We start from the raw sequence: 26,898 nt of genomic DNA, 5'->3' as shown, positions 1-26,898 counted from the left end.
GACATCCCGTGTGCCGGGCGGACGCGAGCGGCGTCCGCCCGGCGCGGCCGGTCAGCGTATGCCGTCGGGGTCGAGGTCCTTCCCGACGACCAGGGTGATCACGCCCGCCGCGGCATCCGAGTCCTGCGTGGCCCGGGCTGCGGGCAGCCGGGCGGCTAGCGCCTCGGCCGACTTCTCCAGGCCCGCCGGGTAGGTGACGGTCGTGGTACCGGTGTCCTGCGGGGCGTTGCCGGTGCCGACGACGGTGACGCCGGCCTCGCGGAGCTCCTTGGCGACGGTGGCGGCCCGCCCTGAGATGCCGGTGCCGTTGAGGACCTGGACGCGCACGGAGGAGGCGTACACGGGGTTCTTCGCGTCCGCCTCCATCTGTTTCTTGTCGACCTCCTTGTCCTTGGCCAGGGAGGTGAACAGGTCGGCGGCATGCGGGTACTGCCAGGCGACGTTGGCCCTGTCGGTGGCCACGTCGGCCTCCCGCGGGTAGTTGGGCACGGTGAGGAACGTCAGGCGGTCGCTCGGGATCGACTTGAGCTCCGACGCGAGTCCGTACAGCGGCTTGATGCCGGCCAGGTCGGGGTCCGTGGTCAGGGACTTGGTGGCGGATCCCAGGAAGCCGTACAGCGCCTTCGGGTTGGTCAGTTTGGCCTGCGCCTTCTCGGCCAGGGCGTTCATGAACTCCTGCTGGCGGCCGATGCGTCCGATGTCGGAGTTGTCGCCGACGCCGTAGCGGACCCGCACATAGCCGAGCGCCTTCTCGCCCTCGACGGTCTGACAGCCGGCCTCCATGTCCAGGCGGGCCTTCTTGGAGTGGATGGCCTGCTCGGGGCAGACCTCGATGCCGTCCAGGGCGTCGACCATGCCCTTGAAGCCCTGGAAGTCGACGGACATGAAGTGGTCGATACGCAGGCCCGTGTTGGCCTCGACCGTCTTGATGGAGCAGGCGGCGGCCCCGGCGACCTCGCCGCTGATGCCGCCGAGCGCGAACGCCTCGTTGATCTTGGCGTGGTGCGGGGCGGAGTCGCTCCCGTCGCCCTTGTCGCAGGCCGGTATCTCCACCCAGGAGTCACGCGGGAACGACACGACCGCGGCCCACTTCCGGTTCGCGGGGACGTGCAGCACCATCAGCGTGTCCGACTGCATGGTGGTCAGGTCCTTGCCGTACTCGGCGTTGGCCCCGTCGCGGCTGTCGGAGCCGACGACCAGGATGTTCTTCGAGCCCGGGCTGAGGTTGACGGGACGGTCGCCGCCGATCTTGTCGTCGACGTCGGCGGATTTGATGTTGTCGTTGAGGTCCTGGTAGACCCAGGCGCCCACCCCGGCGATGCCGAGCACGACGGCCGAGGTCACCCCCGCACCCCACGCCAGGATCCGCCCCCGCCGCGTCAGCCCGGCCTTCCCCGCGCCCTCCGACGTACGTCGACGCTTCCCCGTTCCACTCATCCGCGCCCCCTCTGTAGATGTACGGCCGTAAGGCCCGGCCCCCTCACCGTGATCAGACCACGATCTCGGCGATATCAGTTGCCTGAACCGAACGAACACGCGAAATTCTCGGGAGAACCGCTGGTGACCAGCGCCACCGGTACCGGGTCCGGAACGGGGTCAACGACTGATCGGGCGCCCCTCGTTCACAGGGGCGTCGCAGCGCGCAGGATGAGGACCATCGTCACCGCCGAGTTCGCGGACGACATCGCCGACACGGCCGTCCCCGCGGCCGCGCACCACGCCGCCAGGCCCACCGACGTGAACAGCGACGGCCAGCGGCGTACCGGCGGAGCGGGCCCGAGCAGCGCGGCCACTCGGCGCGGCACCGGCCCCGGCGCCGCGAAGCCGGCGAGCGTCGCGACCGGAGTGCCCCGGGACACGAGGGCCGCCTTGCCGATCGCGCACGCCACCGTCCGGCGGCTGCCGACCGCCCGTGCCGCCTCTTCGTCCGCCCAGCGTTCCGCGGTGTAGGACACCGCTGTACGCAGCGGACGCAGGAACGGATTGGCCCGAGCGGCCAGTTGGACGGCGAGCAGGAAGCGGTGGTGCCGCGCGGCCAGATGGGCCCGCTCATGGGCGAACAGCGCACGGCGTTCGGCGGGTTCGAGGCGGTCCAACAGCGCCGTGGTCACCACCACGCGGTCGCGGCGGCCGCCCGGCAGCGCGTATGCGTACGGCGCCTCGTCGGGGAGTACGGCAACTCCCGTCCCCCGCAGCCCGGCCAGCGCCCGGTGGGCACGGCGGCGCACCCGGCCGTGCCGCCACAGGGTCCGGCCGCAGGCCACGACCACCGCGCACAGCGCCGGAATCGCCGCCTTGCCGACGACCTCGTCGTACGGCACCGCCGCACGCACCTCGGGGTCGGACCAGCCGTCGGGCAGCGGGTTGCCGGGCAGTTGAGCGGTGCCCACCACCATCACCAGGCCCAGGCACACCGTGCTGCACATCGCCATCACCACGGCCACGCCGGTCAGCAGCCGCGTCGCGGTGCGGGGATGCAGGTGCTGCTCGGCCAGGCGCGCGATCGGCCATGCCGTGAGCGGCAGGACCAGCGGCAGAAAGACGAAAACCCCCATGAGGCGTCAGTGTTCCCCTTCGTTTCGGGCTTCCCCTTCGCTTCGGGCTTCCCCTTCACTTCGGGACTCGCCCAGCAGTTCGCGCAGCAGCCGCTCGTCGTCCGGACTCAGGCCCGTGACGAAGCTGGACAGTACGGCTTCCCGGTCGCGCTCGGCGTCCAGCACCTTGCGCATCCGGTGCGCCGCGAGGCCCGCCTGGTCCGACGCCGGCGTCCAGGCGAAGGACCGGCCCGCTCGCTCCCGGGTCACCGCGCCCTTGGCCAGCAGCCGGGTCAGGATCGTGATCACCGTCGTGTAGGCGAGGTCCCCGCCGAGCCGCTCCTGCACCCAGCCGGCCGTCGCCGGGCCGTCCGCCTCCCGCAGCGCCGACAGGACCAGCGCCTCCAGCTCACCCTGCCCCCGGCGCCGGGAACGCCGCCGGTCGTCCGCCATGCCCTGTCTCCCTTCCGCTGACCTGCACGTCATGTGCGATACATCGAGCTGTACATCGAGCTGTACATCGTAAGGAGAGCAGAGGCCGCCTTCCATGATTTCGACAGTGCTGTAGATTTCAGGACCCAGCTCACCAGAAGGACAGGGCCCCCCATGTTCGGACTCAGCGAACTCGCGATCATCCTCCTCGTCGTCATAGCCGTCCTGTGCGCCAAGAAGCTTCCCGAGCTGGCCCGTTCCGCGGGGAAGTCGGCGCGCATTCTCAAGGCCGAGGCCAGGGCGATCAAGGACGAGGAGGATCCGGTCGCAACGACCCAGGACACGCAGCAGCATCGGCAGTGACCGACCCTCTTTCCCGCCTGTCGAGCGGGCCGGCGGCCTACCCGGCCCGCTCCGCGTCGGCCGTCTCGTCGACGCGTTCGGCCACCCAGGCCAGGAAGGCCTGTACGCCGGTGGTGGGCAGTGCGGTCGCCGCGGTGCGCGAGGGGCGTTCGTAGCTGCGCAGTGCGGCGTTCAGGAGCGGTCGGAAGCCTTCCTCGGCCGCCGCGACCGCGTGCGCCGCCCGGCGCTTGGGCTGCCAGCGGCCCGTACGGCAGAACTGCACGGAGCGGCAGCCGTTGAGGACTCGGTTGTCCGTGAGGTGTCCTTCGCCGGCGGCGTGCTCACGGACCGAGGCGCGGATCGCGGCGAGCACGTCGGCACGGGCGGGTTCGGCGATCACTTCCCGGGCCGGCCTGCCGTACAGCACACGCCCGGCTTGATGGGCGACGGAACGGTCGATGACGTACCAGAACGACAAGGACTCCGCCGGGTCGAGGCTGACCCGGTCGGGCAGCAGCGGTCCTGTGTTGAGGTCCAGCAGGTACCCGGCCTCGCCGGACGGCCGGGCCACGAAGTCCTCGTCGTAGACCGCCAGTTCCAGTCCCGCCGCGGGACAGGGAAGGGCGGGGTGCGCGAGTGCGGCGGCCAGGTCGGGCAACGCCGGCCCGGTCAGTGACCCGTCCACGACCACGGTCACGTCGGTGTCGCTGCGCCCGTGCCGGTAGTCGCCGAGCGCGACGGAGCCGACGGCGACGACGCTCACCAGGTGAGATCCGCATACGGCGCGTGTGCGGTGGACGACCTCCTGGAGGTAGGGGCGGAGTTCGGCGGGGACGGAGTGCGGGTCCACGAGAGTCCTGGTCATACGGTCAGTGTCGGCCCCCAGTCCGTCGAGGCCGGAAATCGACGAAATACCTCAATGACGCTGCCCCACTGCAACGCTGCCCCACTGCGTCGCCGACGGCCTGCGGCCCGCCGTCGCCCCGCGCAGGTGCCTCACCTGCGCGGGGTGACACGCGGGCGACTCAGGCCAGTTCGACCAGAAGATCGCCGCCCTCGACCTGCTGGATGCGATTGATGGCCAGTCGCGCCACCCTGCCGGACTTCGCGGCGGTGATCGACGCCTCCATCTTCATCGCCTCGATGGTGGCCACCGTGGCTCCGGCCGCCACCTCGTCCCCCTCGGCGACCGTGAGGGTCACCACGCCGGCGAACGGCGCCGCGACATGGCCGGGGTTGGCCCGGTCGGCCTTCTCCGTCACCGGGACGTCCGAGGCCGCCGCCCTGTCGCGGACCTGGATCGGCCGCAACTGGCCGTTCAGGGACGACATCACGGTGCGCATGCCGCGCTCGTCCGCGTCACCGACGGCCTGCAGCTCGATCAGCAGCCGCACACCGCGCTCGAGGTCGACGGCGTACTCCTTGCCCGGGCGCAGCCCGTAGAAGAAGGCCTTGCTGTCCAGCACGCTGGTGTCGCCGTAGGTGTCACGGTGCGTGTCGAACTCGCGCGTCGGTGCCGGGAACAGCAGCCGGTTCAGGGTCGCCCGCCGGTCCTTCGCGAGGCCCTCACGGTCGTCGGCGTTCAGTTCCTGCACCGGCTTGGCCTCGGCGCGGCCCTGCAAGGCCTTGCTGCGGAACGGCTCGGGCCAGCCGCCGGGCGGGGTGCCCAGCTCGCCTCGCAGGAAGCCGATGACGGAGTCGGGGATGTCGAACCGGTCGGGCCCCGCCTCGAAGTCCCCCGGGGAGACGCCGGCGCCCACCAGGTGCAGCGCCAGGTCGCCGACCACCTTGGAGGAGGGGGTGACCTTCACCAGGCGGCCGAGCATCCGGTCGGCGGCGGCGTACATCGCCTCGATGTCCTCGAAACGGTCGCCCAGGCCCAGCGCGACCGCCTGGGTGCGCAGGTTGGAGAGCTGCCCGCCGGGGATCTCGTGGTGGTAGACACGCCCGGTCGGCGAGGCCAGACCGGCCTCGAAGGGGGCGTAGACCTTGCGGACGCTCTCCCAGTACGGCTCCAGGTCGCCGACGGCCTGGAGGTCCAGGCCGGTGGGCCGCTCGGAGTGGTCGGTCGCGGCCACGATCGCGGACAGCGACGGCTGCGAGGTCGTGCCGGCCATGGACGCCACCGCGCCGTCGACCGCGTCCGCGCCTGCCTGGATCGCGGCGAGGTAGGTGGCGAGCTGGCCGCCCGCGGTGTCGTGGGTGTGGATGTGGACCGGCAGGTCGAACTCCCTGCGCAGCGCCGACACCAGCTTCGCCGCGGCCGGTGCCCGCAGCAGGCCGGCCATGTCCTTGACGGCCAGCACATGGGCGCCCGCGTTCACGATCTGCTCGGCCAGGCGCAGGTAGTAGTCCAGGGTGTACAGGCGCTCGGACGGGTCGGACAGGTCGGAGGTGTAGCACAGGGCCACCTCCGCGACGGCCGTTCCGGTCTCCCGTACGGCCTCGATGGCGGGCCGCATCTGGTCGACGTCGTTGAGGGCGTCGAAGATGCGGAAGATGTCGATGCCGGTGGCCGCCGCCTCCTGCACGAAGGCGTCGGTCACCTCGGTGGGATACGGCGTGTAGCCCACGGTGTTGCGGCCGCGCAGCAGCATCTGGAGGCAGATGTTGGGGGCGGCCTCCCGCAGGGCGGCCAGGCGCTCCCACGGGTCCTCGGCGAGGAAGCGCAGGGCGACGTCGTAGGTCGCGCCGCCCCAGCACTCCAGGGACAGCAGCTGGGGCAGGGTGCGCGCCACCACCGGGGCGACGGCGAGCATGTCCTTGGTGCGCACCCGCGTGGCGAGCAGCGACTGGTGGGCGTCGCGGAACGTGGTGTCGGTGACGCCGATGGTCGGGGACGCGCGCAGCCAGCTCGCGAAGCCCTCCGGGCCGAGTTCGGCGAGCCGCTGCCGGGACCCGGCCGGTGGCTCACCGGCCGGCAGCGCGGGCAGCTTGGTCAACGGGTCGATCAGGTCGGGCCGTTCACCGTGCGGCTTGTTGACCGTGACGTCGGCGAGGTAGGTGAGCAGCTTCGTGCCGCGGTCGGCGGAGTGGCGGGCGGTGAGCAGGTGCGGGCGCTGCTCGATGAACGACGTGGTGACCTGGCCCGCCCGGAAGTCGGGGTCGTCCAGCACGGCCTGCAGGAAGGGGATGTTGGTGGACACGCCGCGGATGCGGAACTCGGCCACGGCGCGCCGGGCCCGGCTCACCGCGGTGGTGAAGTCCCGGCCCCGGCAGGTGAGTTTGACCAGCATGGAGTCGAAGTGCGCGCTGATCTCCGTACCGGCATGGGTGGTGCCGCCGTCCAGGCGGATGCCCGAGCCGCCCGGTGAGCGGTAGGCGCTGATCCGGCCGGTGTCCGGGCGGAAGCCGTTGGCCGGGTCCTCGGTGGTGATGCGGCACTGCAGCGCGGCGCCGCGCAGGGTGACGGTCTCCTGGGCGAGGCCGAGTTCGGCCAGTGTCTCGCCGGCGGCGATGCGCAGCTGCGCCTGCACCAGGTCGACGTCCGTGACTTCCTCGGTCACCGTGTGTTCGACCTGGATGCGCGGGTTCATCTCGATGAAGACGTGGTTGCCGTCGCGGTCGAGAAGGAACTCCACGGTGCCGGCGTTGCGGTAGCCGATCTGGCGGGCGAACCGCACGGCGTCGGCGCAGATCCGCTCGCGCAGCGCCGGGTCGAGGTTCGGTGCGGGCGCCAGCTCGATCACCTTCTGGTGGCGACGCTGCACCGAGCAGTCCCGCTCGAACAGGTGGATGACGTTGCCCTGCCCGTCGGCGAGGATCTGCACCTCGATGTGGCGGGGCTCGACGACGGCCTTCTCCAGGAAGACCGTGGAATCGCCGAACGCGGACGCCGCCTCACGGGATGCCGCCTCGATCGCCTCCCGGAGCTGGGCGGGCTCCTCGACGCGGCGCATGCCGCGCCCTCCGCCGCCCGCGACCGCCTTGACGAAGATCGGAAAGCCGATGGCCTCGGCGGCGCTGACGAGGGCGTCCACGTCGGTGGACGGCTCCGAGGAACCCAGCACCGGCACGCCGGCCGCGCGGGCCGCCGCCACCGCGCGCGCCTTGTTCCCGGTCAGCTCCAGAATCTCCGCGCTCGGTCCGACGAACGTGATGCCCGCCTCTTCGCACGCCCGGGAAAGATCAGGGTTCTCGGACAGGAATCCGTACCCCGGGTAGACGGCGTCGGCTCCCGCGCGCCGCGCCGCGCGGACGATCTCCTCCACGGAGAGATAGGCCCGCACCGGGTGCCCGGGCCGGCCGATCTCGTAGGCTTCGTCGGCCTTCAGCCGGTGCAGGGAGTTGCGGTCCTCGTGCGGGAAGACGGCGACGGTGCGCGCTCCCAGCTCGTAGCCTGCGCGGAACGCACGAATCGCGATCTCGCCGCGGTTGGCTACCAGCACCTTGCGGAACATCCTTGATCCCTTCAGCCTGCCGGTGACGGAGCACCCATGGTGTCGGCGGTACCTGTTTCACGCCATGTGAGCCGGGCCACTCGCGACCTAGGCTGTCCTTGAGCCTCCTGTGGTCAAGGGTGATGTGAGCGAGGTGCCGCCATGGCCGGCGCGAGTCACCGCGGTGCACGTGCCCACGATGCGATCGGCGAAACGCCGGACCGGCGCACGTCCGCGGCGGGGCATGCGGGGGTGTTCCAGGACCTGCTCCCGCTCGCCCTGTGGGTGGTCGACGCCGACGGGCGCCTGGCGCAGTGGTCGCTGGCCGCGCAGGACCTGCTCGGTCACACGCCGGAGCAGATGGTGGGCCAGGACGCGCGGAGCGTACTCGTGCCCGAGGAGAACCGTGAGCTGGCCGACCGCCTGACCCGGACGCTGCGAACGGGCGCGGCGGTGGTCGCACGGCTGCCGGTCCGGCACCGCGACGGGACCGTGGTCGACATGGAGATGTGGCACTGTCCGATCGCGGACGGGCGGGGGCGCATGGGTGTGCTGGCCATCGCGGCGGAGACCTCCGCCGTGGAGCGGATGCGGGATGCGCTGGCCGCGCTGGAGGGGCTGTTCTCCCAGTCCCCGATCGGGCTGGCCATGCTCGGTCCCGACCTGCGTTTCCTGCGGGTCAACGAGGCCCTGTCCCGGATCGACGGCGTCCCGGTGGCGGAGCACGTCGGCAGACGCGTGACCGAGATCGCCCCCGGCGCCGGCGCGCTGGAGTCGGTGATGCGGCAGGTCCTCGACCGGGGTGAGGCGGTGGTCGACTTCCGCTACATTTCCGGCGCCTCGGACCCGCAGCGGATGCGGACGTGGTCGTGCTCCTACGCCCCCTTGCTCGGCGGGGCCGGTCAGCGGATGGGGGTGATCGCTTCGCTGATCGACGTCACGGAGGGGCAGCGGGCCCATCTGGAGGCGGAGCGGGCGCGGCAGCGGCTCGCGCTGCTGGCGGAGGCGGGTGTCCAGATGGGTTCCACCCTGGATCTGACGCAGACGGCGCAGGAGGTGGTGCGCGTCCTGGTGCCCCGGCTGGCCGACTCCGCCGACGTCCAGTTGCTGGAGGAGGCGATGGCCCCGGACGAGACCGCCGCGTCGGCGCACGGCGTGGTCCGGCGCGCCGCGGCGGCCTTCACCGATCCGGCCGCGCCGGCCGACCACCTCGCGGTCGGCATGACCATGCAGGTGCCGCCCGGATCGGTGTACGAGCAGGTCATCCGTGCCGGGCACCCCATGAACCTCTACCTGGGCGACATCGGCCCGCTGATCCCCACCCCCGGCGCCGAACGGCTGCGCGCGTACCTGTACGACCGCGTGGGCGCCGCGCGCCTGGTCCCGCTGGTGGCCCGGGGCACCGTGCTCGGGGCGGTGGTGGTGACCCGGACGCGCGGGCGGGAGCCGTTCGACGACCAGGACACGCTGCTGATCGACGAGCTGGTCGCCCGAGCCGCGCTGAACATCGACAACGCGCGCATGTACAGCCGGGAACGCGACGCGGCACTCACCCTCCAGCGCAGCCTGATGAACACCTCCCTGCCCACCGTCAGCGGACTGGAACTCACCGGGCGTTATCTGCCGGCCGGCGACCACGAGGTGGGCGGCGACTGGTTCGACGCCATCGCTCTGTCGGACGACCGGACCGCCCTGGTGATCGGAGACGTGATGGGGCACGGCATCCACGCCGCGGCGGTCATGGGCCAGCTGCGCACGGCGGTACGGACGCTGGCACGCCGGGACACGGCGCCCGACCAGGTGCTGCGCTCCCTGGACGCCGCCGTGGCCGACCTGGGCGACAACGAAATGGCCACCTGCCTGTACGCCGTTCACGATCCGGCCACCGGCCACTGCCTGATCGCCCGGGCGGGCCACCCGCCTCCGGTGATCGCCGACGAGCGAGGAACGGTCGCCTTCCTGGACGGAGCCGCGGGCCCGCCGCTCGGCGTGGGCAGGCAGGACCGCGAGGTCCAGCGGGTGCTCCTGCCGCCGCGCAGCCTCCTGGTGACCTACACCGACGGTCTGATCGAGACCCGCGGCACGGACCTCGACCAGGGCATGCGCCGACTGGCACAGGCACTGCGGCACTGCGGCCGTCCGCTGGAGGAGATCTGCGACGAGCTCATGGCCCACGTCATGCCCGAGGCCGCGGACGACGACGTGGCGGTACTCCTCGCCCGCGCACTCCCCCGGTGAACCGTGAACCGTGAACCGCGGACCGGGACCTCGGGCCGTAGCGAGCAGCACGCGACCGACCGACCCGACCGCCCCGGCCGCGACGACGAAGCGCTCCGTGCCCACACGGCCGATACTGGAGTGAGCCACTGCGAAGACAGGCATGCGGAACGGCAGGAGCGCCCGGGGCGCCGCACCACGGGCCCCGCGAAACGGCGCGAGATGGGTGGGCGATGCACAACACATCACCTATGTCGCTCAGCGAGAGCCCGGACGATCCGTTCTCGGTCCACCGATCCGCGTCGGCCGTGCTGGACGGCCGCGGACGGGTCGTCGCATGGAGCGAACAGGCCACCGCGCTCCTCGGGTACCGGGCCGACGAGGTGCTGGGCCGGCTCGTGCGCGAGGTCCTCGTCGACAGCGCGGACGAGGCCCTGATCGCCGAGGCGACCGCCGCGTGCCTGCGGGAACACGGTTGGTTCGGGCTGCTGCCGGTCCTTGATCGCGCGGGCCACCGCGTGTACGTGGGGTTCAGAGCCCGCAGGGTGCAACGAACGGACTCCACCGCCGAGTGGCTGCTGATCGGCTCGCTCGCCGAGGACATCGCCCAGTGGGAGATCGACCGGGCGGTGCTGGACGGCTTCTTCAGCCGGTCCCCGGTGGGCGTCGCGGTGCTCGGCCCGGACCTGCGCGTGGTGCGGGTGAACCGGGCGGTCGCGCGGTTCGGCGGACTGCCGACCGAGGCGTACCGCGGGCATCGCACCGCCGACTTCCTGCTCGGCGCGGACGCGGAACTGATCGAGGCAAGGCTCCGGCGGGTGCTGGAGACGGGCGAGCCGATGATCTTCGCCGAGCAGCCCTGCCGGTTGCTGCGGGACCCCCGGAAGGAACTCATCGTCTCCGTGTCCGCCTTCCGGATGCAGGACCCCTCGGGTCGGGTGCTGGGTGTCACCGAGATCGTCGAGGACGTCACCGACCGCCATCGGGCGCGTCGGCGACTCGCGCTGCTCAACGAGGCCGGTGCCAGGATCGGGAGCACCCTGGACGTGGCCAGGACGGCGCGCGAGCTGGCCGAGGCGGCGGTTCCCGCGCTCGCCGACGCCCTCTCGGTGGATCTGCTGGAGCCCGTGCCCCGTGGGGAGGAGCCGGCCCCCGACGCCAGGGGCCCGCTGCTGAGGATGGCGGTGCGCAGCATCCGGCCCGAGGCGCTGGAGGTGATGTATCCCGAGGGCCATCTGTTCTCCTTCCCCGAGGACACCACGCCGGCCCGCTGCCTGGCCGAGCGGCGTCCGGTCCTGGAGCCCCTCCTGGAGAGCAACCGCGGATGGTTCTCCGTGGACGCGGCACGGGCCGAGAAGGCGCTCAAGCTGGGCGTCCACTCGCTGATGGTGGTGCCGCTGGCCGCGCGCGGTGTGGTCCTCGGCGTGGTCTGCCTGTGGCGCTCGCAGCGGCCGGAGCCGTTCGAGGAGGACGACCTCACCCTGGCGGAGGAGTTCGCCGCCAGGGCCGCGGTCTGCATCGACAACGCCCGCCGCTACACCCAGCAGCACAACGCCGCCGAGGCCCTGCAGCGCAGCCTGCTGCCGAGCGAGGTGCCCGACCACCCGGCGGTCGAGACGGCCCACCGCTATCTGCCCGCGCATGCCTCCGCCGGTGTGGGCGGCGACTGGTTCGACGTCATCCCCCTGTCGGGACTGCGCGTCGCCCTGGTCGTCGGCGATGTCGTCGGCCACGGCATGCACGCCTCGGCGACCATGGGCCGGCTGCGCGCCGCCGTGCACACGCTGGCCCACCTCGACCTGGCCCCGGACGAGGTCCTCGCCCGGCTCGACGACCTGGTGGACCAGTTGGCCACCGAACAGCGGCAGACCGATGGCCACACACCCCAGATCGTGGGCGCGACCTGCCTGTACGCGATCTACGATCCGGTCTCCCGGCACTGCGCCCTGGCCCGCGCGGGACACCCGCCGCCGACCGTGCTGGGCCCGGACGGCCGGGTGTGCCCGATCGACGTTCCCGCCGGACCGCCCCTCGGCCTGGGCGGGTTGCCGTTCGAGACGGCGGAGGTCGAACTGGACGAGGGCAGCCTGATCGCCCTGTACAGCGACGGTCTCCTCCTGGCCGACCGGCGCGACATCGACCAGGGACTGGCCCTGCTCCGCTCCACGCTGGCCGGTCCGTTCCCTTCGCTTGAGCACACCTGCAAGGCGGTGGAGGACGCGATGCTGCCCGACCGGCCCGCCGATGACGTCACGCTGCTGCTGGGCCGGACCCGGGTGCTGGCGGCGGAGAACGTGGCCACCTGGCAGCTGTCGACCGAGCCCACCGCGGCCGGCCGGGCCCGGATGCTGGTGCGGGACCGGCTGACCGACTGGGGGCTGGAGGAGTTCGCGTTCACCACCGAACTGATCGTGAGCGAACTGGTCACGAACGCCTACCGGTACGCCGGTGGTCCGGTGCTGCTACGGCTGATCAGGGACGGCCATCTCATCTGCGAGGTCTCCGACACCAGCAGCACCTCTCCCCATCTGCGCCAGGCCCGCGGCACCGACGAGGGCGGACGTGGCCTGTTCCTGGTGGCCCAGCTGTCCGAGCGGTGGGGCACGCGCTACGGCCGCAACCGCAAGACCATCTGGGCCGAGCAACCGATGTCCGCGTATCAGGGCGAGTCAGGTGCCTGATCCGTCGGCATCGGGTCCACGGCGAAGCCCGGTCACGGGGGCGCCACGGCCCCCAGGGTGAGGGCCAGGACGGCCCGGTCGTCGTCGTCGGACTGGGCCGACCAGCGTTCCGCGTCGGTCCGTACGAACGACACGACCGCCTCCGGATCGAGTGCGCGCTCGCCGCAGAACCGTTCGCCGAGCCGCTCCAGGACCGGGTAGAAGACGCCGTCCGCGTTGCGGGCCTCGCTGACCCCGTCCGTGTGCAGGACGAGCACGTCCGAAGGTCCGAGCAGGTGCACCGTCGTGTCGTCTCCGTCCGGCGCCAGCCCGCCCAGTCCCAGGGGCAGTCCGGGTGCCGTGACCAGTCGTCGGGCGCCCTGCAGGCCGACCACCAGCGGCGCGGGGTGACCGCGGTCGACGATCCGCACCTCGCCGCCGCCCGGCGGGAACTCCAGCACCAGTGCGGTCACGAACAACTCGGGGTCGCCGTCGTCTCCGGCCGGGCTGTTGCGGGCGATGCTGAGCTCCAGCCGCTCGGCCAGAGCGCTCAGGCTCTGCCACTCGTGGGCCGAGACCCGGAAGCTGCCCAGCACCGCCGCGACCGTCTGGACGGCGTCCAGCCCCTTGCCGCGGACGTCGCCGATGATGGCCCGCACCCCGAAGGGCGTCTCGCAGACGTCGTACAGATCCCCGCCGACGAGCGTGCCGCCCTCCCCGGCCTCGTAGAACCCGGCGGCGCGTACCGGGCCGAGCCTGCGCGGTACCGGACGCAGCAGGATCCGCTGCATGGCCTCGGCGACCGAGTTGGCCCGGATGAGATGCTGCCGGGTCCGCTCCCGCTGCCTGGCCAGCGCGATACTGGCGATGCCGATGAGGGTCGTCGCGATGTAGACGGCGACATGGTGCTGCTCGTCGAAGTGGCCGGGGCGCCGGGCGGCCATCCACATCTGCAGCCCCAGGCACACCACCGCGGACAGCGCGGTGCCGCGCGGGCCGCGTGTCGCGGCGGCCAGCGGCGGTACCGCGATGAGCATGAAGCTCACCGGTTCGCGGCCCCTGACGATCAGTTCGGCGGCCACGTCGACGACGACTGCGGCCAGCGGCAGCCACCACACCCACCCGCGCACGGAGGGCGGCCGCAGCTCCGAGCGAAGACTCTGACCGGTCACGGCACGCCCCGACTTCCCTGTCCGCCGGGTCCGAGCACGGCCCCCGCGCTCCCGGCGTCCGTCGTGCCACGCACTGCCCGGCGAACCGCCTCGGGCAACCCCGCCTCGATACGGGTGAGCTGGACGGCCAGGCCGCGCAGCCACACGTCGAGGTCGACCAGCGCGGGCAGCGGCAGTCCGGTCGGCTCCGAGGGCATCGGTCCGGTCTCGGGCGGCTGCGGTTGCCGGCCGAGGCACAGCGCCGCGAGCCGGTCGGTGGTCTGGGCGAGCGCGTGGGCGCCGGCCCGTGCCCGGTCGGTGGCATCCGGGGGCAGGGCGGCCATGGGCAGGTCGAAACGGGGCAGCCACTGGGCGCCGAGCACGATGTGGTGGGCGGTGATGAGTACGGCGTGCCAGTCGGCGCGCACCGGCGCGTCGACCCCCGGTTCACTGCGGAACTGGGCGTAGGCGGACTCGGCCAGGCGCAGCCGGTGCAGGGCGGGGCGTGTCGACGGGGCCGGGACCGAGCCGGGCGGCACGGCGGTCAGCGTGTCGACGGTGCCCTTGATCAGCGGGCCGCACTCCTGCAGCAGCCCCGCCATGGTTCTGCGCACCTCTCTGCGCGCGCCGGCCGGCCAGGCGAGCATCGCGCAGAGCAGACCGATGGCGCTGCCGGTCACCACGTCCACGATCCGCGCCTCGGCCAGTTGCCAGGAGGCCGGGGCGATCTGGGCGAACGCGGTGGCCACCACCAGCGTGAACAGGCCCTGCGCCCAGGCGATGCCGAGCAGCGGCCCGAGCGCGAAGGCGATCAGCATGGCCGGGGCGAGGATCGCGGCGTAGGCGTCGGTGTGCCGGCCGAGGCCGATGAGCAGGGCGCCCGCCGCGACGGCGCCGACCAGGTTGCCGGTGACGGCCCGGCGGATGGCCGTCCAGGTCTCTCCGACGGTGGTCCGGCTCAGCGTCAGCACCGCCAGCAGCACCCAGAAGCCGTGGGTCAGGTCGAGCGAACCGGCGACGAGCCGTGCGGCGGCGAGAGCCACCGCGATCCGTACGGCGTTCTGGAACTGCACCGAACGGATCGTCATGTTGCCGGTGATCCGGCGCGCCCACAGCCGGGGCGTGGCGGCCTGCGTGTACCAGAAGAGCTCCCGGGGCTCGATCGGCGGGGTGCGCCGCCCGTCGAGGCCGACCCGTACGGAGATCTCCAGGATGCGCACCGACTCGGCGACGGCCAGCAGCGCCGCCTGCCGACGCAGCACCGGCACCGGCACCGGTACAGGTGCCGGTGCTGGTCCCTGCACGGTCGGTGCCTCGTCGGCGGACCCCGTCACCTGCCGTACGCGCATCCGCTGGAAGGCGTCGATGGCCTTGTCCATCGGCTGCGGGCCGGGAGCAGCCCGACCCGTGCGCAGGGCTGCGGCGGTCTCCTCGCACAAGAACACCACCTGCTGCAGCAGCGGCCGCCCGGCCGCCGTGGCGGTACGGCCCCCGCCGCATTCGCCGGCCGCCCCGGAGCCCTCCCGGACGAATGCGCGAAACTCTCCGGTCTCGGTCAGATGGGCCAGTTGTTCGAGCAGTCGGCGGACGGCGGCCCCCGCCTGGGAGAGGCCGCGGACAGCGCGGCCCGGGCCCGCGGGGCGTTCCGCGGGCGGGATGTGGGACAGCCGCAGCCGAGCACCGGCCTCCCGCAGGGCCTCGGGGGACAGGACGGTGCGCCCGGCGATGGTGTCGCCGGCCGTCACCAGGGCGTCCGCGAGGGCCGTCCGGTACGTCGGGTCCGGCGGCTGGGGCAGCAGGAACAGCTCGCACAGCGCCAGCACCACCACTCCGAAGGCGAGCCCGGCCAGCCGTAGCCCGAGGGTCCCGGATTCGTACGGCGGGAAGCAGGCCAGGATGTAGAAGAGCTGGAGTCCCGGCGCCGCTCCGGCCGGGCGCGGCCCCGCGATCGCCGCGAAGGCGAGGAGAAAGCCCACGACGAGCATGCCGAGCACCGCTGCCCAGGTCTCCACTGCCAGTACCGTCCCCAGCGCGACCAGCAGCAGGCCGATGGGCAGCGCCTTGAGCATCACCTCGGCCCGCTGCCGCCCGGACCCGGGGATCGGGGACAGCAGGCCGAGGGAGATCGGCGCGAACAGGGCGTACAGCGCCAGTACCGGTTCTTCGAGCCCGTGGACGAAGGTGTAGAAGCCCGCGGACGCGGCGAGGGTCACCCGCACCGACCGGTGCAGGATCCGCGTCCGCTCCGCCCTGCCCTTCACGGCAGGCGCCCGCCACGTAGCGCCCGCCAGCCGAGCGGCGAAACCCTGCCGAGAACCCCGACCCGATCGGGCGCCACGACCTGCGCGATCATGCAGCCCGCCGCCTCGCGGCACGCGGGCGGCGCACCCCGCCTCATACCTGGCGCTCCCGTCCGCGCGGCCGGCGAAGACTCAGCGCCCATCAGCACGTTCCTCTCGGGTCGACACCGCCGCGGCGTCGTGGGCGGGCCGGACATGCGATCCACTGCCCATTGTCGGCCGACCTCATGGGGAGCGCAGGCCATCGCCCGCACCTTCGGCACCCGCGGCTTCGACGTCACCCTGCTCGCCGGCACCGCGCAGAAACTGGACGTCCCTGCCCGCCGCCCTGGATGCGGTCCGCGCCCGAAGGCCGGCCGCGAGAGTGGTCGCTCCCCACCTGGGAATCAGTCGCCGCGGCCTGCGTGTGCCTCGGCGAGGATGAGGTAGCTGCCGGCGGTCCAGGTGTAGGCGCGGTCGCGCAGCCCCGACCCGGTCAGGGCGTCGAAGTTCTCGGCGAAGCCGTGCGTCTCGCACAGGGCGCGGAAGCGGGCGCTGATGTCGGCCGCCAGTCGGTGGTGGCCGGCGCGGCGCAGGCCGTCCTCGATGAGGATCGTGGCGGGGGCCCAGATGGGGCCACGCCAGTAACCGTCCGAGAGGTAGTGCGGTGAGGTGGGCAGCTCGGTGGCCAGCCCGTACGGGGTCAGGTGGGCCGCGATGCGGTCGGCCAGTACGGCGCTCATCTCGGCCGGCAGGTGCTCGCCCAGCACGATGGGCATCAGGTCGAGGAGGCTGGAGCTGTGCCAGGTCTCCCCGCTGCGGGCGCCCCGGGCGAGGAAACGGTCACCGGCCCAGAGTTCGTCGAGCATCGCCGCCTGGGTCGTCTCGGCGGTCCGCGTCCATCGGCGGGCATCGTCCGGCTTGTCCAACTGCGCTGCCAGGTAAGCGAGTTCGTGTAGCTGGAGGACGAGGAAGGCGGCCAGGTCGGCGGTGACGACGACGCGTTCGGGGGAGAAAGTGGTGGCGTTGTCCCAGCCGCTGTCGTTGCCGTGCTGGTAGTGGGGCAGTGCCGCGCCGGGGGCGCGTCGCGCGGTGAGCCAGAAGTGTGTCCAGCGCTCCAGCCTGGCGTACGTCTCGGCCAGTTGCGTCCGATCGGGAGGCGTGGGCAGGCGGCGGCGCAGGTGGCTGAACGCCCAGCCGTGGATAGGCGGTTTGACGAAGTTGTGGAGGATCTCGGAGTGGGTGACCGAGTCGGGGAGCGCCCCGGTCTCGTCCTGGTGGTCGAAGGGCAGGTGGTACTGGTCCCAGGCCAGCTCGGGGCAACCGGGGGCCAGCGCCAGGGCGTTGAAGCAGTGGTCCCAGCTCCAGACCTTGTCCATCCAGTGCTTGGACATCAGTACGGCGGGACGGCCGACGAGCCCTGCCGGGCGTACGGTCGCCGACCACAGGACGTAGGCGGCCAGTTCGGCGGCCGGGGTGGCGGACGAGCGCCAGGGGGCCACCGTGTCGACGAAGCCCGCGAAGGCGTTGCGCGCCGCCTCGACGATCTTGCCGAAGGCTGCGGTCGAGGTGTACGGGGTGCGGGCGGTGTCCAGTTCCTCCACCGCGATCTCCCAAGGGGAGTGGGCGGCGACGGTGAGGCCGCGGTCGGCACTGCCCAGAGCCTGATCGCCGTAGGTGTGGGTCACCGTGCCGGACAGCACGGTGACGCGGTAGCGGCGTCCGGTCTCGTACGACGTGAAGACGTACGCGTCGGTGGCCGCGTCGTGGAAGAAGTACGTGCCGCTGAACGGGGTCAGGGTCCGGGCGGCCGCGGACACGCGCAGCGCGGGTCCCGTGCCGCGCAGGCGTACGGTGTCCGGCGACTCGTAGGCGAGGTCGACGCGGCCGGCCGTGCTGATCCAGCTCAACAGGCCCGGTGTCGCCTCCACTCGGGTCTCGGCCCGCTCGCCCGTCGAGGAGTCCAGCGGCACGAGGCTCAGGACGGGGTGCATGCCGTTCTGGTGCGAGACGAGGTGGAGGTCCTCGGCGCGGGTCTTCTCGGCGAGCACCGGGGAGATGCCGAACCAGGACCCGTACGTGCTGAACGGGATGTCCTGGACGGAGAAGACCGGGCCGGATCGGTCGGCGGTCATGAAGTGTCACTCGTTTCTCGCGCAGGGAGATCGGTTCTCGAGCAGGAAGTCGGATCTCGAGCAGGGAGGTCAGTCCTTGACCGCGCCGGCGGTCACGCCGGCGGCGACATAGCGCTGGGCCAGGACGAGGATGACCGCGGCCGGCAGTGAGGCGACGACGGCGGTGGCCATGATGGCGTTCCACTCCTGGTTGTTGTTGCCGATGTAGTGGTAGATGCCGAGAGTGATCGGCTCGTGGGCGCCGCCGCCTGCGAGGGTGCCGGCGAAGACGAAGTCGGACCAGGACCACAGGAACGCGAACAGGGACACCGTGACGACGGCGTTGCGGCTCATCGGCAGGACGACGGACCAGAAGGTGCGCAACGCCCCGGCGCCGTCCGTCCGCGCCGCCTGGAGCAGCTCGCCGGGGATGCCGGACATGAACGCGGTGAAGATGAGCACCGCGAAGGGGACGGCCAGGGTGGAGTCGGCGACGATCAGGCCGGGGACGGACTGGAGCAGGCCGAGCTGGAGGTAGATGGCGTAGAAGCCCATCGCCATGATGATGCCGGGGATCATCTGGGCGGCCAGGAGAAGGAAGCTCAGTATCCCGCCACCGCGCGGGCGCAGCTTGGCCAGCGCATAGCCGGCGGGGGCCGACACGGCCACGGTCAGGGCGACAGTGCCCAGGCCGATGACGAGGCTGGTGCCGAGGTAGGGCAACTGCTCCTCCAGGACCGTGCGATAGCCGGCCAGGGTGCCGTGGACCGGGAAGAGGTCCGGCGGTGTCTTGCGCATGTCCTGGTCGCGGGTGAGGGACACGTTCAGCATCCAGTAGACCGGGAAGAGCATGACCCCGGTCAGCAGCACGCCGATCGTCGACTTCATCCACGTACGCCTGCCGTCTCGGCTCATGACAACGCCTGCTTTCTCTGCACCCGGACGTAGAGGAGGCCGAAGACCAGGGCGGCCACCACCAGCAGGTTGCCGACGGCCGCGCCCGGGCCGAAGGCGGGCAGCAGGTTGCCGAAGCCGAGTTGGTAGGACCAGGTGGCGAAGGTCGTGGACGATCCCGCCGGGCCGCCCTTGGTCATGATCCAGATGATGTCGAAGACCTTGAGCGTGTAGACCAGCCCCAGGAGGAGGGTGATCGCGGACACCGGGCGCAGCAGCGGGAAGGTGATGCGCCAGAAGCGCTGCCAGGCGTTCGCCCCGTCGAGGGCGGCGGCCTCGTACAGGCCCGCGGGGATGGACTGCAGGCCGCTGTAGAGCACGACCAGGTTGAACGGCACCCCGATCCAGATGTTCGCGATGATCACCGAGGTGAGTGACCAGGTCGGCGAGGTCAGCCAGTTCACCGGTTCGATACCGAGGACACCCAACAAGGCGTTGACGATGCCCGAGTCGCTGTTGAGCATCCACGACCAGGTGGAGGCCGACACGATCAGCGGGAGCAGCCAGGGCACCAGGAACAGGGCCCGCAGCGTGGCGGAGAGCCGGAAGTGCTGGTTGAAGAAGACAGCGAGCGCCAGACCGATGGCGTACTGGAAGACCAGGCACACGCCGGTGAACACCACGGTGTGCAGCAGGGCCGGGGCGAAGGTCGGGTCGTCGAGGACGGTGCGGTAGTTCTGCAGGCCGGTGAAGGGCGCGTCGCCCTGGACGAAGGAGCGGACGGTGTAGTTGCGCAGGCTCAGGTCGATGTTGCGGCAGAGCGGATAGGCGTAGAAGAGGACGAGGTAGAGGGTCACCGGGGTGAGGAAGGCCCAGGCGGCCCACTGCTGGGAGCCGGGTCGGCGCCGCGCCGGGGGCCGGGTGGCCGCCGGGGCCGCACCGGGGTGGTCCGGTGCGGTGCGGCGATGCGGCACTTGCGTCGTGCGACTCATGCTCATCGGAGGGCCCTGGTTCGCTGTCACGCTGTCACTTGACCGCGGACTGGGCCGTGGTGAGCGCGTCCTTGGGGGATGTCGAGCCGCTGAGGGCGGACTGTACGGCCTTCCACAACTGCTCGGAGATCTTGGGGTACTTCGTGCCCAGGTTGTCACTGGTGCGGCCCTTGGCCGACTTGACCGCGGCCACCCACGGCTTGAGTTCGGGGTCCGCCGCCACCTGCTTGTCCTGCACCTCGGTGGTGGGGGCGACGTAGGAGAGGGTGGTGTCGGTGTCGTACAGGTTCTGCGTGCTGGTCAGGCAGGTCGCGAGCTTGCTCGTGGTGGCGTAGCGGCCGGTGTCGCTCTGGACCGGGACGGTGACGAACTCACCGCCCGTCGGGGCCGCGGCGTTGCCTCCCCCGGAGGCGGGGACGGGCAGGACGCCGTAGTCGAAGCCCGCCTTCTTGGCGGCCGCGAGCTGCCAGGTGCCGTTCTCCGCGAACGCGTAGTCGCCGGTCGCGAACTCCTGCCAACTGGTGGTCTGGGTGTTGTTGAGCACGGAGTTGGGGGCATAGCCCTTGTCCAGCCAGCCCTTCCACAGGAAAAGCGCGGAGGCGGCCTCGGACGAGTCGAGTTCGGTCAGCTCGGCGCCGGATCCCCAGAACCACGGCAGGAACTGGAAGCTGCCCTCCTCGGTGCCGATCGCCGAGAACGTGATGCCCTTCTTGCCCGCCGCCTTCACCTTCTCCAGGGCTGCCGTCAGCGACTTCCAGTCCTTCACCGAGGCTACGTCCACCCCGGCCTCCTTCAGGACCTTCTTGTTGTAGTAGAGGGCGAGGGTGTTGGCGCCGATCGGGGTGCCGTACGTCTTGCCGCCCGACTGGCCGGCCGCGAGCAGGTTGGGATCCGCGGCGGAGGTGTCGAGCTTGTTGTCGTCGGTCGTGGTGAGCACGCCCGCCTCGGCCAGGGTCGACACCACCGGGTTGTCGACGACGAGGAGGTCCGGGGAGTTGCCCTGCTGTGCCGCGAGCAGCGTCTTGTTGGCCAGGTCGCTGGTGTCGAAGCCGGTCCGCTTGACCTTCACGCCGGCCTCGGTGCCGCAACTGTCGAGCAGCTTCACCCAGGCCGAGTTCTTGTCGAACTGCGGGTACGGGTCCCAGATGGTGTACGTGCCCTCGTCCGCCGCGTTCGTCCCCGTACTGCCCGAGCCGGAGCCGCAGGCGGTGACACCGGTGGCGACGGCCAGGGAGATCAGGACTGCGGCGGTCGGACGGCGCCGTCTGGAGGAGCTGTTCATCGCGGGTTCCTCTGTTTCTGGCATGCGGGTGCCGAGGCAAGGGGTCGCGGCCGGGAAGGGGTCGCGGGGCGGGCACGTCGAACGGCACCGACGTGCGGTTCGAGCGTCCGGCGAGGTGAGGGAAGGAGGTAGGAGAAGAAGGTGGGAGAAGAAGGTGCGAGAAGAAGGGGTGAGGGGCTGCGTGCGGACGGTCAGGGCGTCGTAGCGAACCCTGCGTCCGTGGTGGGCATGGCGCCCGCGGGCCCAGTGCTGGCCCGCAGGGAGATCGGCGGCGTGAGCAGGTGGTGCCGAGGCGGCGCGCCGGGCTGGTCGAGCCGCTCCACCAGCAGGTCGACGGCGAGTCGGCCCAGCTCGGCCGCCGGTACGTCCGCCGCGGTGAGCTGCGGGGTCACCGTCTCCGCCCAGCGGGCCGCCACGACCCCGGTGACGGAGAAGTCGCGCGGCACATGGCGGCCGGCCAGGGCCAGCCCTCTGTAGAGGCCGCCCAGCGCGGCCTCGTTCAGTGTGACCAGGGCCGTGGTGGCCGGGTCGTCGTGCAGGATCCGTTCCACGCAGCTCTGGCCCGAGGCGGCGTCGTCCCCGCAGCAGTACGTCCGGACGGTCAGCCCGCGCTCGACCGCGGCTTTCGTGAAGCCGTCCAGACCGCGGTGCGCGGACTCGTAACCGGCCCGCAGCAGCTGCTCCGGGCGGTTGACGAAGGCGACCCGGCGGTGGCCGAGGTCCGCCAGGTGGTGAACGCAGGCCGCCGCCAGCGCGGTGTGGTCCAGGCCCACCCACCAACCGCCCGCGGGACGAGCGGTACGGCCGATGGCGACGGAGGGGAAGTCCAGTGCGGCCAGGTGGTCCACCCGGTCGTCCTCCAGCCTGATCTCCATCAGGATCGCGCCGTCGACCCGCCGCTCCCCCAGCAGCCGCTGGAAGGAACGGTCACTGTCCACACCACTGGGCGACAGCAGCACGTCGTAGTCGTAGGTCGCGGCGGCCTCCACCACGCTGCCGATGAAGTCCAGCTGCATGCCCGTGTAGTGGTTCCCGGCCGGCGGGAAGACCAGGCCGAGGGTGCTGGTCCGCCCGTTGGCCAGGGCGCGGGCGCTGGCGCTGGGCCGGTAGCCCAGCTCGTCGACGACCTGCTGGATCTTCCGGCGCGTGTCCTCCGACACCGGGCGCTTGCCGCTCAGGGCATAGGACACGGTGCTCCGCGAGACACCGGCTCGCCGGGCGATCTCACCGATGTTCACGGCGGCTCCTTGCTCGAACCGGTTCGACACCCTCGGTAGAGGGGCCGCCCGCCGGTCATGAGGGGGTGGAGGGGTACGGGGAGCGAGGACCGATTGTCGAACCGGTTCGCATGACAGCGAACGTAGGAAGTGACCGCGCGCCTGTCAACACCCGGAACGCGGTTTCCCGCCGAACAGGGTTGTCGCCAAGATCCTGCCGCCGAGGGGATTGCTGGCGGTAAGCCCCAGTGCTAGCTTCCCCGAACCGGTTCGACGCGCGGCTCTCTCCCGTGAAGCGGCGGGATACGCATGCCACGCCCGCGAACTGCGGACTCGCCTGCCTGCCAACCTGACCCAGCCCCTCCCCTTCCATCGCCACAATCGAACCGGTTCGACGAGCACGCCGCCCGAGGTGGGCCCACCGGAACCCGCTCCTCACCGAGGTCGGCCCACCGGACCCCGCACCCGCTACTCGACGATTGAGGACGCCATCCATGCCATCCGCTGACAGATCGACGCGGCGCCGAGCCCCGGCCGCGATAGCCCTGACCCTCGGCGCGGGTCTGCTGGCCGCACCCGCCGGTCCCGCGCAGGCGGCCGAGGCGCCCCAGCCCGCCGCCCGCTATACCTTCGACCAGGACGACCTCGCCTCCGGCAGCATCACCGACAGTTCCGGCAACGGCCTGAACGCGACCCTGGTGAACGGCTCGACCGCCCAGTCCGTCGCGGGCGCGGACGGCGGCAAGGCACTGGCCCTGCCCGGCGGGGCCCCCACGTCCAGCGGCGCGTACGTGCGCCTGCCGCGCCAAGTGCTCGCGGACACCACGGATCTGACCGTCTCCGCCCGCGTGAAGTGGAGCGGTGACAAGTCGCCCTGGCAGCGGTTCTTCGACCTGGGCACCGACACCACGAAGTACCTCTTCACCACCCCGTACAACAGCGGCGGGCTGCTCCAGACCTCCGTGACCACCGGCGGAGGCGGAGCGGAATCACAGGTCCGCGGCTACGCGATGCTTCCCGCGGACGCGTGGCGGACGGTCACCGTCACCCTCGACACCACCGCGGGCCGGCTCACCACCTACCTCGACGGTGTGGCGGTCTCCTCCGCCGCGACCGGTATCAAGGCCAAGGATCTGCTGGACGGTTCGGCCACGGCCGCCGGCTACATCGGCAAGTCCCTCTGGCCGGACCCCCTGCTCAAAGGCGCGATCGACGACTTCACCGTGTGGCACGCGGCGCTCAGCGCCGAGCAGGTGGCCGGTACGGTCGGGACCGTGCCGACCGTCCGGGAGCTGTCGAAGACGTCCTTCGACGTCCGCACCACGACCGGGACCGCCCCGTTGCTCCCGAGCGCCGTCCGCTCCTCCTTCTCCGACGGCTACGACCGCGACACGCCCCTCACCTGGGACGCCGTACCGCCCGAGAAGTACGCCCGGCCCGGGACGTTCACGGTGTCGGGAACGGCGGCCGGACGCGCCGTGAAGGCGACCGTCACCGTGGTCCGCGAGGGGCAGCTCACGGCCGACCTCGGCTCCGCCACCGGCGCGTTCCACGGTGGCGCCTCCGGCACCCTGTACGGCGTGTACGGACCGGACGTCCCCACCAACAACCTCATGGAGGGCATGGGCCTGCGCACGGTCTCCACCAAGGCGCAGGACGGCCCGCAGCACCCCGGCGCCGACGCGCTGGAGGTCGTCAAGCCGCTGGCCGACTCCACCGACGGTGACGTGTACATCTACATGACCGACATCCACCGCGGCTTCCCGTACCAGTGGCCGGGCGCCACTCCCGAGGAGAAGATCAAGCTCTACGAGCAGAAGATCGCGGCGCAGGTCGATCAGGTCCTGCAACTGCCCGAGCAGTACCAGGACAACGTCGTCTTCGTGCCCTTCAACGAGCCCGAGGGCAACATGTTCGGCACCGGCGAGTGGAGCTACGACAAGGTCAGCTGGCTCAACGACCCGGACGACTTCTTCGCCGCCTGGGACGACGCGTACCAGCTCATCAAGGGCAAGATGCCCAGCGCCCGCATCGCCGGCCCCAACACCAGCGTCCTCTACGACCAGGTGAAGGGCTTCCTCACCCACACCCTGGCCGCCGGCACCCTCCCGGACGTCATCACCTGGCACGAGCTGAGCCACCCGGAGGCGGTGCGCGAAAGCGTCGCCAAGTACCGGGCGTGGGAGGAGGAACTGTTCCAGGGCACCGACCGCGCCGGCACCCGACTCCCCGTCAACATCAACGAGTACGCCTTCAACTACCACACCTCCGTCCCCGGCCAGATGATCCAGTGGGTGTCCGCGATCGAGGAGTCCAAGGTCGACGCCGACATCGCGTACTGGAACATCGACGGCAACCTCTCCGACTCCGCGGTGCAGTCCAACCGCGGCAACGGCCAGTGGTGGCTGCTGAACTCGTACGCCTCGATGAGCGGGCACACGGTGCGGGTGAGCCCGCCGTTCCCGGGCGAGAACTACACCATGCAGGGCGTCGCCACGCTCGACGAGAAGAAGAAGCAGGCCCGGCTGCTCTTCGGCGGGTCCACCGGCAAGGGGCACATCACCTTCGCGGGGGTCCCGAAGAGGCTCTTCGGTGACCGTGTGCACGCCTGGGTGAAGGAGATCGAGTGGAGCGGGCAGGTGGGCGACAATTCCGGCCCGAAGCTGCTCGCCGAGCAGAACCTGGAGGTCGCAGGCGACGGCACGGTCGTCGTCGACTTCGGCGACGGCGCGCTGCCGACGCTGAGGGAGTCCTCGGCGTACGAGATCGTCCTCAGCCCGGCCGGGAAGGCGAAGGGCACGCAGTCCCCGCCGGTGCGCTGGCAGGCGTCGTACGAGGCGGAGGACGCCGTCCACACCGGGTCCGGCTACTCCAGGAACGGTCCGGAGGGTTCACCGCGCGACGTGTCGAAGTTCTACACCTCCGGCGGCTACGACGTGGGCGGCCTGCGCACCGGCTCCGACGTCACGCTCGACTTCACGGTGGACGTCCCGCAGGACGGCACCTACGACGTGAGCGCCTTCGCCAACTCCCTCAACACCTTCGACAAGGTGAAGGAGCAGGGCCCCACCAACGTCTTCCTGCGCGTGGACGGAAAGGCGGACAGCGAGCAGGAGCTGTACCTGCCGCTCGGCTACAAGTGGGTGGTGTGGGACCACACCGACACCAAGGTGCGCCTCACCAAGGGCAAGCACACCCTGACGCTGGCCGCGAAGAGCCTCGACGGCAAGCGCGCCACGAAGGGTGACGCCATCGTCGACCGCCTCACCCTCTCCCTCCCCGGGGCTTCGGCCGCCACCCAGGTGTACGAGGGCGAACTGGCCTGGCTGGGCGGCGGTGCACGGCCGGTCTACGACCTGTCGAAGCAGGCGGCCACCGGCTCGGGCGCGGCCCGGCTCGCCAAGGGCCAGACCGCCACGTTCTGGGTCTACTCCCCCGCCGACCGCGAGGCCACCCTCGGCGTCGACACCCTAGGCGGCACGGGCTCCCGGCTCTCCGTCAACGGGCACGACGTCCTGCGCCTGGCCAAGGGCAGGAGCAGTGTGGCGGTCTCCCTCTCCGGCGGCCTCAACAAGGTGACCGTGACCGGCGGTTCGTCCACGACTCTCGTCGACCGGCTGACCGTCACGCCGACAGAGGGCACGCTGCCGATGCGTACGTACGAGGCCGGAGCCGCCGAGCTCGCGGGGTCGGCCACCCTCGCCCCGCTCTCGCTGGCCACCGACGGCACGGCGATCACCGGCATCGGCGGGGACCCCGGCAACGGCAACACCGCGACGTTCAAGGTGACCGCCGACCGCAGCGGCCTGTACGCGCTGCGCGTGCGCTACTCCAACCCCGAGCAGTCCGAGGCCACGCACTACAACCCGGACCCGCTCGCCCGCCACGCCGACATCAGCGTCAACGGCGGCGCGGCGCGGCGCGTCGGCTTCCCGCACAGCTTCCACCAGAACAACTTCTGGGAGCTGACCGTCCCCGTCCACCTCAAGGAGGGGCAGAACACGATCGCCTTCCGCTCCGAGGAACTGCCGAACTTCGACGGCACCACCTACGCCTCGGACACCTTCCCCGGGGTGCTGCTCCGCTCCCGCAACGCCCCGCTGATCGACCGGATCACCGTCGCCCCGTACGCGCGGGAGGTGCGCTGAAGCACACGGCCCGGGGATCGCACCCCGGGCCGTTGCGTAGTTGCCGATTCAGATAAACACGGCCCGATGAGGGGTCACATAAGTGCTCCTTTAAGAGGCTAAAAGCAGTGATACGGGCCCAGATCAAGCCGTCCGTAGGCGATGAGCGGAGCGTCTGGCCGCTCGTCGTCGCTGCGCCTGGAAGGTCGTCCGCCCGCCCTCGCCCTTGGTGGCGCCGCCTGCCGACGTGCCCAGTGTGGCGCGCCCGTCCTGCCCCG

At 71.5% G+C, this 26,898-nt stretch carries 16 protein-coding genes; 4 read left to right on the top strand and 12 right to left on the bottom strand.

The genetic code is table 11. The features are described from left to right. Window positions 1–51: 51 nt before the first annotated feature. From PBV52_RS46715 to PBV52_RS46705, 3 genes are all read right to left on the bottom strand, one after another. Window positions 52–1,437 (bottom strand): LCP family protein, encoded by a 1,386-nt coding sequence (locus PBV52_RS46715; RefSeq protein WP_274247813.1) that lies wholly within the window; start codon window positions 1,435–1,437, stop codon window positions 52–54. Between the two features lie 185 nt (window positions 1,438–1,622). Further along, window positions 1,623–2,555, bottom strand: a complete 933-nt coding sequence (locus PBV52_RS46710) for a M56 family metallopeptidase (RefSeq protein ID WP_274247812.1) — start codon at window positions 2,553–2,555, stop codon at window positions 1,623–1,625. A gap of 6 nt (window positions 2,556–2,561) precedes the next feature. After that, window positions 2,562–2,987, bottom strand: coding sequence for a BlaI/MecI/CopY family transcriptional regulator (locus PBV52_RS46705; RefSeq protein WP_274247810.1), 426 nt, complete (start codon window positions 2,985–2,987; stop codon window positions 2,562–2,564). Window positions 2,988–3,140: 153 nt separating this feature from the next. On the opposite strand from PBV52_RS46705, the gene PBV52_RS46700 reads away from it, so the two are divergent. Continuing rightward, window positions 3,141–3,329: a twin-arginine translocase TatA/TatE family subunit gene (locus PBV52_RS46700; protein WP_274247809.1), complete on the top strand. Its 189-nt coding sequence runs from the start codon at window positions 3,141–3,143 to the stop codon at window positions 3,327–3,329. Window positions 3,330–3,366: 37 nt separating this feature from the next. Here the strand turns inward: PBV52_RS46700 and PBV52_RS46695 are convergent, their stop codons facing one another. Together PBV52_RS46695 and PBV52_RS46690 are read right to left on the bottom strand one after the other, a co-directional pair. Beyond that, window positions 3,367–4,173: an aminoglycoside adenylyltransferase domain-containing protein gene (locus PBV52_RS46695; RefSeq protein WP_274247807.1), complete on the bottom strand. Its 807-nt coding sequence runs from the start codon at window positions 4,171–4,173 to the stop codon at window positions 3,367–3,369. Window positions 4,174–4,333: 160 nt separating this feature from the next. Further along, on the bottom strand, window positions 4,334–7,708 hold the full coding sequence (locus tag PBV52_RS46690; protein ID WP_274247805.1) for a pyruvate carboxylase: 3,375 nt from the start codon (window positions 7,706–7,708) through the stop codon (window positions 4,334–4,336). A 141-nt stretch (window positions 7,709–7,849) separates the two neighbouring features. Between PBV52_RS46690 and PBV52_RS46685 the strand changes: the two genes are divergently transcribed. Both PBV52_RS46685 and PBV52_RS46680 read left to right on the top strand, forming a co-directional pair. After that, a complete protein-coding gene (locus tag PBV52_RS46685; RefSeq protein WP_274247803.1) occupies window positions 7,850–9,925 on the top strand; it encodes a SpoIIE family protein phosphatase in 2,076 nt (691 codons plus the stop codon). Window positions 9,926–10,137: 212 nt separating this feature from the next. Beyond that, window positions 10,138–12,585 carry a SpoIIE family protein phosphatase gene (locus tag PBV52_RS46680; RefSeq protein WP_274247801.1) on the top strand — a complete coding sequence of 816 codons (2,448 nt, stop codon included), beginning with the start codon at window positions 10,138–10,140 and terminating at the stop codon, window positions 12,583–12,585. A gap of 32 nt (window positions 12,586–12,617) precedes the next feature. Here PBV52_RS46680 and PBV52_RS46675 read toward each other — a convergent pair whose 3' ends face one another. From PBV52_RS46675 to PBV52_RS46645, 7 genes are all read right to left on the bottom strand, one after another. Next, a complete protein-coding gene (locus PBV52_RS46675) occupies window positions 12,618–13,736 on the bottom strand; it encodes a PP2C family protein-serine/threonine phosphatase (RefSeq protein ID WP_274247799.1) in 1,119 nt (372 codons plus the stop codon). Beyond that, window positions 13,733–15,976, bottom strand: a complete 2,244-nt coding sequence (locus PBV52_RS46670; RefSeq protein ID WP_274247798.1) for an FUSC family protein — start codon at window positions 15,974–15,976, stop codon at window positions 13,733–13,735. The genes PBV52_RS46675 and PBV52_RS46670 overlap by 4 nt, the downstream gene beginning before the upstream one ends. Before the next feature lie 425 nt (window positions 15,977–16,401). Continuing rightward, the gene (locus PBV52_RS46665) at window positions 16,402–18,129 is read right to left on the bottom strand and encodes an amylo-alpha-1,6-glucosidase (RefSeq protein ID WP_274247796.1); all 1,728 of its coding nucleotides are present in this window, start codon (window positions 18,127–18,129) and stop codon (window positions 16,402–16,404) included. Window positions 18,130–18,198: 69 nt separating this feature from the next. Next, window positions 18,199–19,023: a carbohydrate ABC transporter permease gene (locus PBV52_RS46660; protein ID WP_274247795.1), complete on the bottom strand. Its 825-nt coding sequence runs from the start codon at window positions 19,021–19,023 to the stop codon at window positions 18,199–18,201. After that, the gene (locus PBV52_RS46655) at window positions 19,020–19,994 is read right to left on the bottom strand and encodes a carbohydrate ABC transporter permease (RefSeq protein ID WP_274247793.1); all 975 of its coding nucleotides are present in this window, start codon (window positions 19,992–19,994) and stop codon (window positions 19,020–19,022) included. The genes PBV52_RS46660 and PBV52_RS46655 overlap by 4 nt, the downstream gene beginning before the upstream one ends. Window positions 19,995–20,028: 34 nt before the next feature. Continuing rightward, complete coding sequence (locus PBV52_RS46650) at window positions 20,029–21,276, bottom strand: extracellular solute-binding protein (protein WP_274247791.1); 1,248 nt, start codon at window positions 21,274–21,276, stop codon at window positions 20,029–20,031. A 191-nt stretch (window positions 21,277–21,467) separates the two neighbouring features. After that, entirely contained in the window at window positions 21,468–22,514 is a 1,047-nt protein-coding gene (locus PBV52_RS46645) for a LacI family DNA-binding transcriptional regulator (RefSeq protein WP_274247789.1), read from the bottom strand. Window positions 22,515–22,987: 473 nt separating this feature from the next. On the opposite strand from PBV52_RS46645, the gene PBV52_RS46640 reads away from it, so the two are divergent. Continuing rightward, window positions 22,988–26,641 (top strand): LamG-like jellyroll fold domain-containing protein, encoded by a 3,654-nt coding sequence (locus PBV52_RS46640; protein WP_274247787.1) that lies wholly within the window; start codon window positions 22,988–22,990, stop codon window positions 26,639–26,641. Window positions 26,642–26,898 lie beyond the last annotated feature (257 nt).

The sequence above is a fragment of the Streptomyces sp. T12 genome, from assembly GCF_028736035.1.
GTDB lineage: Bacteria > Actinomycetota > Actinomycetes > Streptomycetales > Streptomycetaceae > Streptomyces.
This window is presented reverse-complemented; position numbering and strand designations above follow the sequence as displayed.

Coding starts and splice junctions, on each gene's coding strand:
- PBV52_RS46715 (WP_274247813.1), bottom strand. CDS start 1,437: ATGAGTGGAACGGGGAAGCGTCGACGTACGTCGGAGGGCGCGGGGAAG.
- PBV52_RS46710 (WP_274247812.1), bottom strand. CDS start 2,555: ATGGGGGTTTTCGTCTTTCTGCCGCTGGTCCTGCCGCTCACGGCATGG.
- PBV52_RS46705 (WP_274247810.1), bottom strand. CDS start 2,987: ATGGCGGACGACCGGCGGCGTTCCCGGCGCCGGGGGCAGGGTGAGCTG.
- PBV52_RS46700 (WP_274247809.1), top strand. CDS start 3,141: ATGTTCGGACTCAGCGAACTCGCGATCATCCTCCTCGTCGTCATAGCC.
- PBV52_RS46695 (WP_274247807.1), bottom strand. CDS start 4,173: ATGACCAGGACTCTCGTGGACCCGCACTCCGTCCCCGCCGAACTCCGC.
- PBV52_RS46690 (WP_274247805.1), bottom strand. CDS start 7,708: ATGTTCCGCAAGGTGCTGGTAGCCAACCGCGGCGAGATCGCGATTCGT.
- PBV52_RS46685 (WP_274247803.1), top strand. CDS start 7,850: ATGGCCGGCGCGAGTCACCGCGGTGCACGTGCCCACGATGCGATCGGC.
- PBV52_RS46680 (WP_274247801.1), top strand. CDS start 10,138: ATGCACAACACATCACCTATGTCGCTCAGCGAGAGCCCGGACGATCCG.
- PBV52_RS46665 (WP_274247796.1), bottom strand. CDS start 18,129: ATGACCGCCGACCGATCCGGCCCGGTCTTCTCCGTCCAGGACATCCCG.
- PBV52_RS46660 (WP_274247795.1), bottom strand. CDS start 19,023: ATGAGCCGAGACGGCAGGCGTACGTGGATGAAGTCGACGATCGGCGTG.
- PBV52_RS46655 (WP_274247793.1), bottom strand. CDS start 19,994: ATGAGTCGCACGACGCAAGTGCCGCATCGCCGCACCGCACCGGACCAC.
- PBV52_RS46650 (WP_274247791.1), bottom strand. CDS start 21,276: ATGAACAGCTCCTCCAGACGGCGCCGTCCGACCGCCGCAGTCCTGATC.
- PBV52_RS46640 (WP_274247787.1), top strand. CDS start 22,988: ATGCCATCCGCTGACAGATCGACGCGGCGCCGAGCCCCGGCCGCGATA.